The organism is Methanoregula sp. (genome assembly GCF_028712425.1).
Classification (GTDB): domain Archaea; phylum Halobacteriota; class Methanomicrobia; order Methanomicrobiales; family Methanospirillaceae; genus Methanoregula.
The window spans coordinates 103,243-118,473 of the sequence record NZ_JAQTQD010000006.1 but is presented as its reverse complement, the minus strand read 5'-3'; the positions used below and the strand labels follow the sequence as shown (position 1 = coordinate 118,473).

Sequence of the window (15,231 nt, the reverse complement as noted above, 5' to 3'; positions counted from 1 at the left end):
CCCGGTCAACGGACAGGGATGAGATTTGTCAGCACTCGTGGATCTGTTACACTGTAATAACCGGGCCCGAGATCCCAGCCGGTGAAACGGTCAGACCGGTAGGCAACAATGGTATCGGAAGTGCAGACTGGTACAGTCGGGATGTCCCGGGAAAGGATATCCTGGAGCTGATATGCCTTCTTCAGAATTTCCTGCTGATCTGTGGTATCATGAATTTCATCCAGCAGTGCATTGTATTCCGGGTTGTTATAGTTGTAATAATTCGTCTCCTGGAGTGGCGTGACGGCAAAATTCGAGAGCGCATCAGCATCGTCATGGAGGGTCACGGGGAACGAGTCAATGAAGACCGCATTGGCGTTAACAGCCTTCCGGTACTGTTTTTTGTCATCATAGGTGACCGTGCTCATACTGATACCAAGCTTACCCCAGTCATTTTTCAGGACCGAGAGGATCTTGTCAGTCCCGCCGGTCTGGGCCATAGTGTTGGTCGGGATTGTCAGGGTGATTGCTTTTCCATCAGGTCCGAGAAGATTCCCTCTCTTATCCCAGGTGAACCCGGCGTCCGATAAGATCTTCTTTGCTTCGGCCAGATCATAGTTATACATCCCCACGTCAGCCGGATTGACATAAATTCCGGCAAGGCTTGGGATCAGGAACGTTGTCTCTGTGGGACGACCGGTGCCAAAGAGCGAACTGATCGTGTTGCGGTCCACGGCATGGCTCATCGCTTTTCTGAACGCAGGGATGTTGGACGGATACTGCGCAAGGTTGAAAGCGACTTCGTATGCACCTGTATCGTTTATTGAGTACAGCGCGATATTCTTCTCACCCTTCAGGCTTTGTGCCACTGCAGGGGAGATATCGGACACGACATCGATCTCTCCGTTCTTCAGTGCCAGCACCTGGCTGTCCGGGTTGGTGATCACCTTGAGGACAACGCCGCTGACCTGTGCCTTTTTGCCATAGTAGGCATCGTTCTTCAGGACACGGGTGTAACCGGCAGTATTCTGATCAAAGATGAACGGACCCGTTCCGATAAACTTCGTATCCTCATAATGCTGCGGGTCAGTGATATTCTGCCAGATATGCCGGGGAGAAATAGTGATCCCCGGCTGGCGTGAAATCTGGTCAAGGAACGCGGAATATGAAGTCTTCAGCGTGAAAACGGCCGTGTGGTCATCTGGACAATCGACAGATTGCACATCATGGAGTACATATGCCAGCGTAACATTGTTGGCTTTCAGGTAATCATTCGTGAACTTCACATCGGAGCAGGTGAATGGGACGCCATCGTTCCAGAAGGCATCCTTCGCAAGGTGGAATGTCCAGGTTTTCGCATCGGCAGATACTTCCCAGCTCTCCGCAAGGGCGGGATCGAACGTACCATTGAGATCCTTTATGACCAGGCCCTGGTAAATCCCTGGAGGTACGCCGCCTTTCTGCATACTGCTCGAATAGGTAACCGATGAGGGCGAGCTGACAGGGATAATGACTTCAGTTACAGAGAGCTGCGGGTTCCCGGTTACATTCTTGTTGGCAGTCATCGCGGATCCTGTACCCCATGCAGCAACGCAGAGTGCTGTGATTGCAAGGAGGCAGAAGCCCCCAATGATGATCAGTTTTTTCTTCTCGCCCGGGTTGATATTCATCGTATTTCTCCCTTGAAAATTGGGTTCAGGTTTAACCATATCCAATGATTCAGGGTGTTATTTAACTATTTTTGTTTAATTTTTAAAAAAATTAACCAAATTCCTAAAACTTACATGGTCCAACAGACTGCCCGATCACGATAACTATGGGCTCACAAAAGGATGTCATGACAACCTTCGCTGAGCGGGACATCCGCCAGCAGTTCTCCGAATTCGACGGGTGGAATGTAGCGCCGATCAATGGCATGCAATCGTCTGTTGCACTGTTCCGGGACTCCCGCAACCGATCGTATCACGAAGAAGTGGCTTTCATTGCCGTATCGTTCGATCAGATCCCGGAAAATGAGTGCATAACCGCGCTTGACGCTCTTCCCTCCAGCCGCGGGTCAAGGGTGAAAATGGTCCTTCTCACGCCCCAGGCTAGCGATATCTCGCTCGTCCCTCCGCATGTACAGATCCTGCAAAGACTACCCCGCATCTCGTGGAGCGCCGGACCGGCCTCCGCGCACTCCAGTTCGGAGCAGGAACACCACCAGCCGGAAAGTCCGGAAAAATACCGAGGATGAGCTGCGTGAACGAGACCCGGAAATCCCGTACTGGAAACTTGAAGCGGCTCACCGCGATCTTGTCTGTTCCATCATGGAACTAAGGGACCGGATGAACGAGGTACTGCCCGCACGAAGCACTTGATGGCAAGACTCCAGCTGAAGCCTGCGGGATCGTAGTCGAGGGAGAAAACAAGTGGATGACCCTGATCCAGAACGCAGCACAGGCAAAATAACTCTTTTTAATCCAGTCCGTTTTCCAGCACTCGGTCTACCAGTTTTTCAAAATCGGCATCTTCAACGTGGAAAGAATCAATCCCGCTTCCGGCGGTTCTCTTGGTTTCCGGGAGCATGGCAAATAATGTGTACATCAGTTGCCCGAACCGCATGTCCGGATACTGTTGCCACAGCGCATTCATCTTTTCAAGGATAGTCGCGATTCTTGCTGGATCTCTCATCAGGTTTGGATGGGATTTGAAAGATGAAAAATGAAAGTATCCCACGCCAGTTAACACTCTTTTGGATCTCACGAGGAGTTAACAGAACCTATCAGCGTTCTTCGAGTTCAGGTTTGTGGAAAAATTATCTCTTCAATTTGGACTTATTTTTCGGAACCGACTGGTCATCAGACCAGGAGGTCGAGAAGATTTCTCCAGAAATCTTCGAACACGGAGCCCATTTTGAAAAACCGACTGGTCTTCAGACCAGGAGGTCGAGAAGAACGCGTCGGCGTTCTTCGAGTTCAGGTTTGTGGAAAAATTATCTCTTCAATTTGGACTTATTTTTCGGAACCGACTGGTCATCAGACCAGGAGGTCGAGAAGATTTCTCCAGAAATCTTCGAACACGGAGCCCATTTTGAAAAACCGACTGGTCATCAGACCAGGAGGTCGAGAAGAACGCGTCGGCGTTCTTCGAGTTCAGGTTTGTGGAAAAATTATCTCTTCAATTTGGGTTTATTTTTCGGATCGGAGGCCATTTTGGAAAACGGATTTTGTACAAATCGCTTTTTTTGCCGAATTACAGGGTACAGTTTTGAAAAAACGGTTAAATTAACGTTATTTTATGTATCTGGAGGTCATTTCAGGCTCCAAAAATAGCTTAATTGGTGCCTTTTAGTTCGAAAAAAGGGGGATAATCCGGACATGAGCCCGGCCGGAGTGTCCGGGAGGGGCTCTGATCCGGGACCGGGATCACAATACCCGGTAATACGCCCCGTCCGCACAGGCTTTGCACACGGCTTTACCGTCCCGCACAACCTCGCGGCCGTCCATGACCCGCTCGCCGCATCTCGTTCAGACCGTCTTGTGCTTCGGCATCCCCGGGATATCGTTCTCGGGAATGTCAATGGAGACACGTTGGATCCTCAGGATCTCGTCCTCGGGAACCGTGCCCAGGTGCTCCAGCATCTCCTTTGGGTCCATCTGGTCGTGCTTTGCCCGGTTCTTCTCGTCAACGGCAATCCGCACGGCCTGGCCGGACTTCAGGTCGACAAACGTTGCCGCAAACTTCCCGTAGTCCCGGAACTTGAGGCTCCGGTGGCCGAGTGAACACCCGGTAATCGCCTGCACAGCATCGGCACCGCACCGGTCGATCTCCATGTACACAATGAGGTCCCGGTGGTGTTCGTGGGGATTCATGGCCAGTTCCCGGAGGCCGGCAATTGTCAGCCGGGTCCCCAGCACGATCCCGGCGCAGACATGGCCGTGGAATTCCCGTGCCTTTGCAAACAGAATATCATAATCGCTCATTGTTACATCCCCAATCCGTTGTCCGGCAAGAATAATGGGTTTTTCCGGTAGTGCCCGGTGCAGGCAAAAAACCTGCAAGGTAATTAATTGTATTTTACATCATAATAAAATCAATCAAATTCCCAAAACTTATATTGGCAAACGCACAACCGGATCCTGATCACTATGGGCTCAAAAGATGTCATGACAACCTTTGCCGAGCGGGACATCCGCCAGTATTTTTCCGAATTCGACGGATGGAATTGTGCACCGATCACCGGAGTGCAGTCACCGGCTGGCCTGTACCGGGCATCCCGCAACCGATCGTATCACGATGAAGTGGCCTTCATTGCCGTATCGTTCGATCAGATCCCGGAAAATGAGTGCATAACCGCGCTCGACGCCCTTCCCTCAAGCCGGGGATCGCGGGTGAAGAAATTCCTGCTCACGCCGCAGGCTACCGACACCTCGTTTGTCCCGCCTCATGTGCAGGTCCTCCTGATGCAGGCGTTCGCGTTTGCCGAGGGGGACCTGGTCTGGGTCACGAAGAAGAAGAATTCCCGGCAGTATACCTGTGAACCTGCAACACCGGCACCTGAACCGGTTACCACTCCCGCGACTCCGACATCATAATCCCGGAATTCGGCAATGATCACGCGTCAGCATCTTCTGCTCGTACTGTTGTGCAGCGTTATCCTCAGCAGCGCCATTATGGATTATGATCCGCTCCTTGCATTCCTGCTTGCCATCGGTGCGTGTCTCGGTGCCATCATTCCGGATATCCAGATGAAACGGCCGAAGAACAATCCGCTCCGGACGAGTGCATGGGTGGTTGCCCAGGTTGGCCGGCGGATCTGCACACCGATCATGTGCATGTTTTATCGCAGGATCTTCAGGATTGATTGTAATCCTGGCGACAAATGGCTGACCCATTCCCTTCCCGGGTTAATCCTGAACTTCGGTATTCTTTCAGCAATCGCGTCTGTCCCGGTATTTGTATTCGGGGATGAGATTTCCGTGATACTTGTCATGGGGTTCCTTGCCGGACTGCTGTTCGGGATGATTCTCCACCTTGCAGAGGACTGCTGCTGCCGCAAGGGAATCGCACTCTTCCATCCCTTCAATGATACCCGGATTTACGGCTCAATCCGGCCCTGTGATGTTATCGACCGCCGGATTACCGGGTTCTACGTGTACCACGCCACGGTCCTCTTCTTTTTCCTGCTCATCCAGTCGGCGGTCCATGTCTCGTTTTTTGAGATGATCGCGTTTGGTATCTTCTCTATCAGTCTCTGCGTAGTATCTATGATATGGCAGTCGGAGGTGAGGGTTGAGATTCCGGATAGCCGGATCGCTGACAGCCAGGAGGTCATCGCAACATGAATGCCGGTTGCCAGCAACAGGATCCTGAAAACCAGAAAAAGGCCGAATATTACAATACCCTGGCGCAGACCGTCTTCTTTCCCGCGTACCCGGTCATCGCCAACCAGATCCTTGAACGCTCCGGTATTGATCACGGCTTCTGCCTCGACATCGGGAGCGGCCCGGCACATCTCGCCATTGCCCTTGCCACCCTCTCGAACCTGAAGGTCTGCGCAATGGACAATTCCTCCCCGATGTGCAGCATTGCCGGGGAGAACATCCGGAAGTACCACCTGGAGCAGCGCGTGCGGGCCATTTTCGGTAATGTGGACGCGATCCCGTTGAACTCCGGGTCCATGGACCTCGTGGTCAGCAGGGGAACGGTCCCCTACTGGAACAGCCTCTCCCGTGGCTTTTCGGAATGCCTCCGGGTGCTCCGGCCCGGGGGGGCCGCGTGCATCGGCAACGGGTTTGGCAGTGCCCGGATCCGCGATGAGATTCTTACCACCATGCGGGAGCGTGATCCGGCGTGGGAGGGTAAGTGGGAGGAACGATCCCGCCAGTACTATGCTGCACGGTTCCGGCCGGCCCTTGAGAGTGCAGGGATCCGGGAGTACGACCTGGTTGACGATGAATCCGGGTTCTGGGTCCTGTTCAGGAAACCAATGCAATGACCCCCATCGTTAATCCTTTCATCCCCCCCGCGATATGATCCCTCATGGATCCGGTCCGGGAACGGCTGCGGGAAGTCCTGGTGAAAAACGGGGATCGTGAATACACCCTCACGCTCGACCGCGAGGACTTCTCGGCCCTCTATCCCCGCATGGTCCGGTATGTCCTCGCAGTCTCGGCCGGAACGAACCGGCTTGCAATCTTCCGGACCAACACCTTCGAGTACTCCCCGCTCTCGCCGCTCACGGCTGAATCGGTGGCGCTGGAAAAGGCCGGCGAATGGGCAAATGAACTCAAAACAGACCCGGCCCGCATTCTCCATGATTTCCCGGACAGAAAGCCAAAGCCGGCGAAACGACCGGCCGCAGATCTCGTGATCCTGCAGGGCAGCCCGCGTCCGGACGGCAACTGTGCAATCCTCTCCGGCTGGGCATCGGAGGCGGCTCGGAAGGCCGGCCGGACGGTGGAAGTGATCTACCCGCACGACCTCGACATCCACTGCTGCATCGGCTGCTACCAGTGCTACAATACCGGTACCTGCGTGTTTGGCGATGACATGACCGGGATCATCGATGCGGTGAGGAGGGCCCGGCTCATCATTGTCTGTTCTCCGGTTTATACCAACACCGTCACGGCCGGTCTCAAGCTTGTGATCGACCGGATGCAGGCCTATCACGCAGAACGGACGCTATCCGGGGGCAGGAGCGACCAGCAGGGGCTCCTCTTCTCGGTCGCCGGCCGGAAGGGTGGGGATAATTTTGTCTGCATAACAAAGGTCACAAAGGCATTTTTCCAGAACTGCGGGATCGAACCTGCGGGCGAAGTACTGATCGACAGCGTGGACGCGGTGAAGGATATCCGGGAGATTAAAGGGAAGAAGGAACTGGTGTACGAATTGGTACACCGGCTTCTCTCTTGAAGGCAGGTTTGGCCGGCAGGAAAACAAAGAGTAATACAGGGAAAAGACGAGATTATCCGGGATGAAATCGGGAAAAGATGGTGATAGTGCGGACATACGAGACCGTTACAAGCCTGTTTCCCGGTATATTGCCATCACCCTCCTGATCCTTGCCGCTTGCATTATCTGCGCCGGCTGCCTCTCAGAAAATTCATCCATTGCCGCTGCATCCGGCATCGGCTCGGGACAACCAGACTCTTCAGGTCTGTATCTCTACCAGAATGTTGTCAATACTTCAGGAGGCCGGGAATCATACGACAACAGCTCTGCATCTTTTATCGGGCAGCGTGCAGCAGCAATCCGGGACGCGATCGATGTCAACAACCCGGCAACACGCGACTATGCCGTCTCGATCATCCCCCGGGCACACGGGGGAACCTTCAACCTTGCCCAGGTCTGCGATGTCTGGGAGAACGTGTACCGCACCTGGACCTATGTTGACGATCCACGGGGAAGTGAGTACTTCTCTCCTGCAAGCCGTACGATCGCGCTCGGACTCAAAGGCGACTGCGATGACTTTGCGATCGCTGTCGCCGCCATGATCGAATCGGTCGGGGGAAGCGCCCGTATCGTGACAGCACAGAACAGTACGTCCGGGCATGCCTACCCGGAACTCTATATCGGGAACAGCAGCGCGAAGTTTGAGGAAGCGGCTGCATATATCCGGCAACGCTACCATGTGACTGACGTGGGCTGCCACATTACCCGGGGTGAAGATGGTAACCGCTACTGGCTCAACCTTGACTGGTGGAGCCGCCATCCCGGGGGCAGGTTTTTTGCCGATGACGGGGAGCGGATTGCATATTACCCGGACGGCCGCTGGGAAATGGTAGAGAGTGCAGCAGATCATGTTCCGGAACCGGCAAAACAAGGAAGCTGAGGGAGGGGGCAAATTGCGCGTTCCGGTATTTTCCGTTCATCCGGCCCGGAGTCCGTCTTCTCGTACGAAAAAACTCTCCTGCAAAATATTGGTTTCGATATTCAAACCGGAAAAATAAGCATTTTGGCGTTCGCCGGATGTCAACCGGATGAAAATTCCAAAGAGGGATGTTAACTACTTCCAAAATCCCGATCACGTGATTAATTTCTTCCAGTTTACCGTCTGTAAAAATCCCAATCTTTAATTACTGTTTTCTTCCAACCTCTGAATTAGCAAATTTGATCAAAAGAATTTGTGTGAAAATTTGTGTGTGATGTGCATGGCTTTTGCAGTACATGTAAACATGGAACGGTGCTCCGGGTGCAACAACTGCGTTGTTGCGTGCCCGGTCAATGCACTCGAGCTTTTTACGCTCGACCCTGTCACCAAGGAAAAGATCTACCAGGTGCAGGACGGTGTGGCGGTAAGTATTGATTTCAAGGCTGAACTCTGTGCAGGATGCGGGGTATGCGTTGAAGCGTGCCCGATGGGAGTTATCAGCCTCTCCGGGAAGGGCTCAGCCGAGCTCCCGGCCAAGGTCTGAAGAGAGGAGATCTGAATGGCAGAGAAGAAGATTACCCTCAACATGATCACGTGCCGGACGATCCAGCAGGGCGTTGGCATGGAAGCAGGCAAGACATCGCAGAAATATTTCGATGCCTGCACGGTTATGCATATGCACCCCGACGACATGAAACGCCTCGGGCTCTGGAAGAATACGAATGTCAGGGTCACAAGCTCCGTTGGCAGCGTTATTGTAAAAGCTGTCGAGACCCGCGAAGACCTTGTCCCGGGCCTTGCCCACATCCCGATGGGACCCTGGGCGAACCGGATCGTCCCGGCCTATACCTTCTCAACCGGCGAACCGTGCTTCAAGGGATTCCCGGTGGATGTTGAGATCGCAGCAAACGAACGCATCATGGGCGCAGTCGAAGTCCTGCAGGACGCCTGCGGCCTTATCAGGAAGTGATGGGCAATGCCAAAAGAAGTTACAGATGTTATCTGCCCGTTCTGCGGTACCCTGTGTGATGACCTCATTATCACGGTATCCGACGACAACAAGACCATCCTTGGTGTCAAGAACGCATGCGCCATCGGCGCCGAGAAGTTCAACCACCAGAGGCTCCCGGGCCGGGTCAAGCGCCCCCGCATGAGGCAGGCCGACGGGACCTACAAAGAGATCACTTACGATGAGGCCATCGACTGGACCGCAAAGATGCTCGTCAAGTCAAGAAAGACCCTGATGTACGGCTGGGCATCGACAAGCTGCCAGGCCATGTCCATCGGCCACGAGATTGCCGAGAAGGTCGGCGGCATTGTCGACAACTGTGCAACGGTCTGCCACGGCTCCTCGCTCATTGCAATCGAGGATGTCGGTGTCCCGAGCTGTACGCTCGGTGAGATCAAGAACCGTGCCGACTGTGTCATCTTCTGGGGCTGCAACCCGGCTCACGCCCACCCCCGCCACATGTCCCGGTACTCGATCTTCCCCCGCGGATTCTTCACCGTCAAGGGCCACAAGGGCCGGAAGATCTATGCCGTTGACTGCCGGTACACGGACACTGCAAAGTGCGCCGATGAATTCATCCAGGTCCAGCAGGGATTCGACTACGAGCTCCTGAATGCATTCAGGACCGCAGTGCGTGGCGATGCGCTCCCCGACACCGTTGGTGGCGTCCCGAAGGAGAAGATCTACGAAATTGCAGAAGCCTTCAAGACCGCACGGTTCGGTATCATCTTCTTCGGCATGGGCCTTACCCACACGATGGGCAGGAACCACAACATCGATATCGCCATCAACCTGACCCGTGACATGAACGAGTACACGAAATTCGCGATCATGGCCATGCGTGGCCACTGGAACGTTACCGGTTCCGGTCAGGTCCTCGGCTGGCAGTACGGGTTCCCGTATGCGGTCGACCTCTCGCGGAGAGACCAGGCACGCCACCAGACCGGAGAGACGACCTCTGTCGATCTCCTCAACCGCAGCGAAGTCGAGGCCTGCTTCTACATTGCAACCGACCCCGGTGCACACTTCCCGGTCGATGCAATGATCAGCAGCTCAAGGAAGCCCACGGTCACCATCGACCCGCACATCAACTGCACGACCGAGATCTCGGATATCCACATCCCGGTCGCCATGGTCGGTGTCGAGACCGGCGGCTGCGCCTATCGTATGGACAACGTCCCGATCGAGACCAGGAAGGTCGTCGAGCCGCCCGAGGGCATGCTCACGGACGAGGAACTCTTAACCAAGATCAACAAGCGTGTTGACGAACTCATGGCCAAGGGAGGTGCGTAAATGTCTGAGTACATCATCAAGAACGGACACGTCTTCGATGCAACCCAGGGCATCAAGGGTGACAAGAAGGATATCTGCGTCAAGGACGGCAAGATTGTCGACAAGGTCGGCTCCTCTGCCAAGGTCATCGACGCCAAGGACAAGACCGTCATGGCAGGTGCCCTCGAGGTCCACGCCCACGTGGCAGGCCCCAAGGTCAACGCCGGCCGCTGGTACCGCCCTGAAGACAAGCATTTCGACTCCCACAAGAAGCCCGGTATCACCCGTATCGAGGGTGGCAAGTCCATCCCGACCGTCTTCAAGACCGGGTACGAGTATGCCCGGCTCGGCTTCACCTTCGCGATGGAAGCAGCCATGCCCCCGCTCTATGCACGGCATGTCCACGAGGAGATCCACGACACCCCGATCATTGACGAAGCCGCACTCCCGGTCTTCGGCAACAACTGGTTCGTCATGGAGTACATCAAGAACAACGAGATCGAGAACACCGCAGCCTACATCGCGTGGATCCTCCGCCAGACCAAGGGATACGGTATCAAGTGCGTCAACCCCGGCGGCACGGAAGCCTGGGCATGGGGACTGAACTGTCTCACCATCCACGACCAGGTCCCGTACTTCGAGATCACCCCGGCAGAGATCATCACCGGCCTGATCAAGGCAAACGAGTACCTCGGCCTCCCGCACTCGTTCCACATCCACCAGAACGACCTCGGCAACCCCGGCAACTACAAGACAACCATCGACTCCCTCAAGCTAGCCGAAGGCATCAAGGCAACCAACAACTTCGGCCGCGAGCAGGTCATGCACTCCACGCACCTCCAGTTCCACGCCTACAAGGGCACCAACTGGGGCGACTTCGAGTCCGGCGCCAAGGAGGTCATGGACTACGTCAACAAGCAGAAGAACCTCACCATCGATACCGGTAACGTCACCCTCGACGAGACCACCACGATGACCGCCGACGGCCCGTTCGAGCACCACCTCCACGGCCTCAACCACTTAAAGTGGTTCAACGTGGACGTAGAGCTCGAGACCGCAGCAGGTATCGTCCCGTTCATCTACGACCCGAACAACGCAGTCTTCGCCAGCCAGTGGGCAGTCGGTCTTGAGATCGCCCTCTATGCAAAGGACCCGATGCGCTGCTTCATCACCACCGACCACCCGAACGCCGGCCCGTTCACCCGCTACCCGCGTGTCTACTCCTGGCTGATGAGTAAGAAGGTCCGTGACGAACGCCTCAACACCTTCAAGAAGGCAGACAAGGTCATCGCTGCAACCAACCTTGCCAACATCGACCGCGAGATCACGCTCTACGAGCTCTCGCAGATGACCCGTGCCGGTCCCGCAAAGTGCCTCGGCCTGTCCAAGGACTACGGCGGCCTGAAGCCCGGCATGAACGCCGACATTGCGATCTACAACATCAACCCGGACAAGTTCCCGTCCAGCGGGGCAGAGATCGAGAAGGCATTCGCAAACGTTGCCTACCTCTTCAAGGACGGCAAGATCTGTGTCGAGGGCGGCAAGGTTGTCGACATGGGCAAGAAGAACACCTTCTGGGTCGACGCAAAGGTCCCGGAGAACAAACAGGTCATGCACGACATCCGCGAGAAGTTCCTCCGCTACTACAGCGTCAACGAGGCCAACTACCCGGTCCCCGAGAGCTATGCACCGCACCAGCACATCATCAGCGTGGATGCAACAACCAAGGCGTGAGGTGAAAAGAGATGAATACGGTTACACTTACAGTAAAAAAGCAGCCGGAACTTTACCTTGAATGCGAGAACGCCAATCCCGACGCATTTGCCGGCAAGAAGGCTGCCGATATCGCAAAGCTCGGCGCATACCAGGGCAAGGAGATCTCCACGCTTGGCGACTTCTTCACCATCACGGGCGAGGCAGGAGCAACCGCAGCCGACACGAAGATCATCGTCAACGGCGACTGCACCAAGATGAAATACCTCGGCGCCAAGATGACCGCAGGCGAGATGATTGTCAACTCGGCCTGCGATATGTACACGGGAAGCTGGATGAAGGGCGGAAAGCTCACCGTCAACGGTGACGTCCACTCCTTCTGCGGCCTTGCAATGGCGGGCGGCGAGTTCACCATCAACGGCAATGCCGGCAACTACCTCGGCGCTGCCTACCGTGGCGACTGGAGAGGCATGTCGGGCGGCGTCCTCCGCGTGAAGGGGAATGCCGGATCGGATGTGGCAAGCTTCATGATCGGCGGCACGCTGATCGTTGAAGGCGATGTCGACATCCACCTCGGCACCCACATGGAGGGCGGCACGATCATCCTCAAGGGCAATGCCAACCGCCGTGTCGGCGGCCAGTTGGTCAAGGGCGAGATCTATGTCTTTGGCAAGATCAACGTCATGATGCCCGGGTACAAGCCGGTCGGCGAGAAGGAGATGGAAGTTGACGGCACCAAGGCTATGTTCACCGACTTCATCGGTGACCTCGGCGAGCGCCACCCCAAGCGGAAGGGCGAGGTCGTCTGGGGCCACATCTACATGAAGAACTGATTCAAAAGCGAATCACACACGCACGTGAGGGGAATGGCCCCTCACTTTTTTTAGGATTTTTGAGAATTTTCTTTTAGAGATCTCGCGATCCATTCAGGAAACGGATCATCCTTTCCTTGCAGTTATGATGCAAAATCCCTTCCGATTATGCACCATGGCAACTTCCGAACACCCGGCTTCTGTTAGCGCAGCAGTCACCGCATCAGCCGTCAGGAACCTTGCATGATGGAGGAACCGGCCTTTCGGTTCCCGTGCCCGTTCCCTTACCGCAATTTCTCCGTCTTTTTCCAGAAAAGCGACGATGATAATCCCTGATGGACGGAGCACGCGGAAGGCTTCGTGAAATGACAGGCCGATATCCTCCACATAACAGATCACCGTCATCATCAGGACATAGTCGAATGTGCCGTCATGATAGGGCAGGCATTCCCCGAGGCCCTGTACCGTTTCCACACCCCGCTGCCGGGCCATGGCGAGAAGGGCCGGGGAGGGATCGAGGCCATGAGGGATGCCAAGGGGCCCGGCAAACCTCCCGGAGCCAACCCCTACTTCAAGGGCCCTGCCTCCTGTCGGGATGGCCCGGCGGAGGAGTGCCAGCTGGGCAGCGTAGGTTGCCTTGTGGGTATCGAACCAGGCGTCATATTCCGGGGCATACCGATCGAACACGGAATCTCCCGTTTTCATAAAAAAAGAGCACCTCACCGGGGCAGCCGGACCTTCATCATCTCCTGGATCGAATCGGTGATCTCCCGCATCTTCCGGGTACCGTTATCTCCCTGTTTTGCGTAGAAGAGGAGCAGGTGGAAGTAATCCGAGGTCAGGTCGAAGAACTCCTTCCGGTACCGGACCTCTACGCTTGAATCCCCGACAAATCCCTTGATGGAGAGGAAATGCTCCTGCTCAAAGGAGAAGTACGGCCGTTTCATGTGAGGGTACTCCTTCACGGTTCCGAACGACCTGAGAAATGCAAGGAATTCCGGTGTTAACGGGGATTCGAGGAGGAACTCCCGCATCTGCGAACCGTCCGTGCAGACCTTGTTCTGGAGCGACTTAACGATTCGCACCCTTTGCCACCTCCCGCACGGCCTCTCCGGCAACCCTGCACTCATCCGGTGTGTTGAGGTACGAGAAGCTGACGCGGATGCACCCTTTTCCCCCATCGATCCGGTCGTGCACGAGCGGGGCGCAGTGGAGGCCGGTCCGGCAGATAATGTTGTACGCCTTTGCGAGGATATACCCGGCCTCATCATTGTCGAGGCTCCTGATATTGAAGGAGACAACCGGGAGGTCAGGAGTGGGAGTATAGAGAATAATGTTTGGATCGTTTGCTATCTCCCGGATGAAGAGCGTGGCAAGGTCCCTGCCCTTCTTCGTGATCCTGTCCTGTCCTTCGCGCTCGATGAACCGGGTGCCGGCAAGGAGCGAGGCTATCCCGGGATAATTGTGCGTGCCGGTCTCGAACTTCTGCGGCATCTCCTTCGGCTGGGCGAGAGAACGCGAGTCTGTGCCGGTCCCGCCCTGTCGCAGGGGAACGACTGCCTCCGGATCATCGACATAAAAGCCGCCGATACCAGGAATACCGAAGAGTGCCTTATGGCCCGTGAAGACAAATGCCCCACCGGAGATTGAGGACAGGTTGATCGGGACCTGCCCCGCAGTCTGGGCCCCGTCAATAATCAGGAAAATGTCGCTGTCCGCACAATAATCGGCCACTGCCTGCACATCCTGCAGGGTTCCGAGCACATTGCTTCCATGCGTCATCACCATAAGGCGGGTATCCGGGCGGACTGCTTTTTTAACTTCCCGAAGCAGGACATACCCGTCATCCGAGGGCACGGTCGTGAGCGAGAGCCTCTCCTCTCCGGCCAGAGTGTTCAGCGGGCGGAGGACGGAATTGTGCTCCAGGTCGGTCGTGATGGTGTGAAAGGGTGCTTTCTGGCTCTTTACAAACCCGTGGATGAGCAGGTTGAGGGAGTCCGTGGCATTCTGCGTGAAGATGAAATGGTCCGGGTTTTCCGCATGGAAGAACCTGGCCAGAGCTTCCTGTGCCTCGGACGGGTAATCGATCGCAGAACCGGCAGTTGAACGACCGGCCTCGAAGAACGGTGACTTCAGGCACCGGGCAACCTCATCCAGTACCTCCGGTGGTTTCGGCCACGTGGTTGCTGCATTGTTGAGGTAGATGAGCGGGGGATCGCCCGGGTCGTTTCCCATTGCTGTAGTGTGGGAGGTTGTCCCTCATGGTTCTTTTGACACGTATCGTGACTGTTCGGGAAAACTATCAGCAACAGCTGTGTAAAACTAAAAATAATGGCATTACCGTATCTGCCGGATTGGTAAGCCGTATTGAAAAACAGGATTATTTCTTCTTCTTGTGCTCTTCGTCAACAGGCTTCATATAGACAATTTCTGCCTTGACGTCCTTTGCGATCTGCTCGATCTCGAACTTCCGGAAATGGGTTGCCGCAATCTGGATCTCGCCACCGGTTACCGCAACGATCCGGTACTTGGGGGATTCGACGCCCTCGCCTACTTTCTGGCGCTCACGGACATAGATTTTCATGATGTAC

18 protein-coding genes and 1 pseudogene are annotated in these 15,231 nt (G+C 55.4%); 11 read left to right on the top strand and 8 right to left on the bottom strand.

All coding sequences use genetic code 11. From position 1 onward, the window contains the following. Positions 1–5: 5 nt before the first annotated feature. On the bottom strand, positions 6–1,649 hold the full coding sequence (locus tag PHF39_RS05000; RefSeq protein WP_300220991.1) for an ABC transporter substrate-binding protein: 1,644 nt from the start codon (positions 1,647–1,649) through the stop codon (positions 6–8). A 167-nt stretch (positions 1,650–1,816) separates the two neighbouring features. Here PHF39_RS05000 and PHF39_RS04995 point away from each other — a divergent pair, with 167 nt between their 5' ends. Continuing rightward, on the top strand, positions 1,817–2,215 hold the full coding sequence (locus tag PHF39_RS04995; protein ID WP_300220988.1) for a hypothetical protein: 399 nt from the start codon (positions 1,817–1,819) through the stop codon (positions 2,213–2,215). A 221-nt stretch (positions 2,216–2,436) separates the two neighbouring features. Here the strand turns inward: PHF39_RS04995 and PHF39_RS04990 are convergent, their stop codons facing one another. From PHF39_RS04990 to PHF39_RS04980, 3 genes and pseudogenes are all read right to left on the bottom strand, one after another. Next, positions 2,437–2,652, bottom strand: coding sequence for a hypothetical protein (locus PHF39_RS04990; RefSeq protein ID WP_300220985.1), 216 nt, complete (start codon positions 2,650–2,652; stop codon positions 2,437–2,439). A gap of 734 nt (positions 2,653–3,386) precedes the next feature. Beyond that, positions 3,387–3,473: pseudogene (locus PHF39_RS04985) on the bottom strand (formylmethanofuran dehydrogenase); the annotation flags it as partial. 15 nt (positions 3,474–3,488) lie between these two features. Then, positions 3,489–3,944, bottom strand: a complete 456-nt coding sequence (locus PHF39_RS04980) for a formylmethanofuran dehydrogenase subunit E family protein (protein WP_300220982.1) — start codon at positions 3,942–3,944, stop codon at positions 3,489–3,491. Positions 3,945–4,109: 165 nt separating this feature from the next. Between PHF39_RS04980 and PHF39_RS04975 the strand changes: the two genes are divergently transcribed. From PHF39_RS04975 to PHF39_RS04930, 10 genes are all read left to right on the top strand, one after another. Continuing rightward, a complete protein-coding gene (locus tag PHF39_RS04975; protein ID WP_300220979.1) occupies positions 4,110–4,556 on the top strand; it encodes a hypothetical protein in 447 nt (148 codons plus the stop codon). Positions 4,557–4,571: 15 nt separating this feature from the next. Then, positions 4,572–5,306: a metal-dependent hydrolase gene (locus PHF39_RS04970; protein WP_300220976.1), complete on the top strand. Its 735-nt coding sequence runs from the start codon at positions 4,572–4,574 to the stop codon at positions 5,304–5,306. Next, positions 5,303–5,959: a class I SAM-dependent methyltransferase gene (locus PHF39_RS04965; protein ID WP_300220974.1), complete on the top strand. Its 657-nt coding sequence runs from the start codon at positions 5,303–5,305 to the stop codon at positions 5,957–5,959. The genes PHF39_RS04970 and PHF39_RS04965 overlap by 4 nt, the downstream gene beginning before the upstream one ends. A 44-nt stretch (positions 5,960–6,003) precedes the next feature. Next, a complete protein-coding gene (locus PHF39_RS04960) occupies positions 6,004–6,876 on the top strand; it encodes a flavodoxin family protein (protein ID WP_300220972.1) in 873 nt (290 codons plus the stop codon). 61 nt (positions 6,877–6,937) lie between these two features. After that, positions 6,938–7,795, top strand: a complete 858-nt coding sequence (locus PHF39_RS04955; protein ID WP_300220969.1) for a transglutaminase domain-containing protein — start codon at positions 6,938–6,940, stop codon at positions 7,793–7,795. A 319-nt stretch (positions 7,796–8,114) separates the two neighbouring features. Next, positions 8,115–8,378, top strand: a complete 264-nt coding sequence (locus PHF39_RS04950; protein ID WP_300220966.1) for a 4Fe-4S dicluster domain-containing protein — start codon at positions 8,115–8,117, stop codon at positions 8,376–8,378. 15 nt (positions 8,379–8,393) lie between these two features. Beyond that, positions 8,394–8,804 (top strand): molybdopterin dinucleotide binding domain-containing protein, encoded by a 411-nt coding sequence (locus PHF39_RS04945; protein WP_300220963.1) that lies wholly within the window; start codon positions 8,394–8,396, stop codon positions 8,802–8,804. A gap of 6 nt (positions 8,805–8,810) precedes the next feature. Then, complete coding sequence (locus PHF39_RS04940; protein ID WP_300220960.1) at positions 8,811–10,136, top strand: formylmethanofuran dehydrogenase subunit B; 1,326 nt, start codon at positions 8,811–8,813, stop codon at positions 10,134–10,136. Continuing rightward, positions 10,137–11,849: a formylmethanofuran dehydrogenase subunit A gene (locus PHF39_RS04935; RefSeq protein WP_300220957.1), complete on the top strand. Its 1,713-nt coding sequence runs from the start codon at positions 10,137–10,139 to the stop codon at positions 11,847–11,849. Between the two features lie 11 nt (positions 11,850–11,860). Beyond that, entirely contained in the window at positions 11,861–12,661 is an 801-nt protein-coding gene (locus PHF39_RS04930; protein WP_300220954.1) for a formylmethanofuran dehydrogenase subunit C, read from the top strand. A 105-nt stretch (positions 12,662–12,766) separates the two neighbouring features. Here the strand turns inward: PHF39_RS04930 and PHF39_RS04925 are convergent, their stop codons facing one another. The 4 genes from PHF39_RS04925 to PHF39_RS04910 form a co-directional block, all read right to left on the bottom strand. After that, entirely contained in the window at positions 12,767–13,327 is a 561-nt protein-coding gene (locus PHF39_RS04925; RefSeq protein ID WP_300220951.1) for a class I SAM-dependent methyltransferase, read from the bottom strand. A gap of 32 nt (positions 13,328–13,359) precedes the next feature. Further along, positions 13,360–13,725, bottom strand: coding sequence for a hypothetical protein (locus tag PHF39_RS04920; RefSeq protein ID WP_300220948.1), 366 nt, complete (start codon positions 13,723–13,725; stop codon positions 13,360–13,362). Beyond that, on the bottom strand, positions 13,712–14,875 hold the full coding sequence (locus PHF39_RS04915; protein WP_300220945.1) for an aminotransferase class V-fold PLP-dependent enzyme: 1,164 nt from the start codon (positions 14,873–14,875) through the stop codon (positions 13,712–13,714). The genes PHF39_RS04920 and PHF39_RS04915 overlap by 14 nt, the downstream gene beginning before the upstream one ends. Before the next feature lie 145 nt (positions 14,876–15,020). Beyond that, entirely contained in the window at positions 15,021–15,224 is a 204-nt protein-coding gene (locus PHF39_RS04910) for a hypothetical protein (RefSeq protein WP_300220942.1), read from the bottom strand. Between the last annotated feature and the right edge of the window lie 7 nt (positions 15,225–15,231).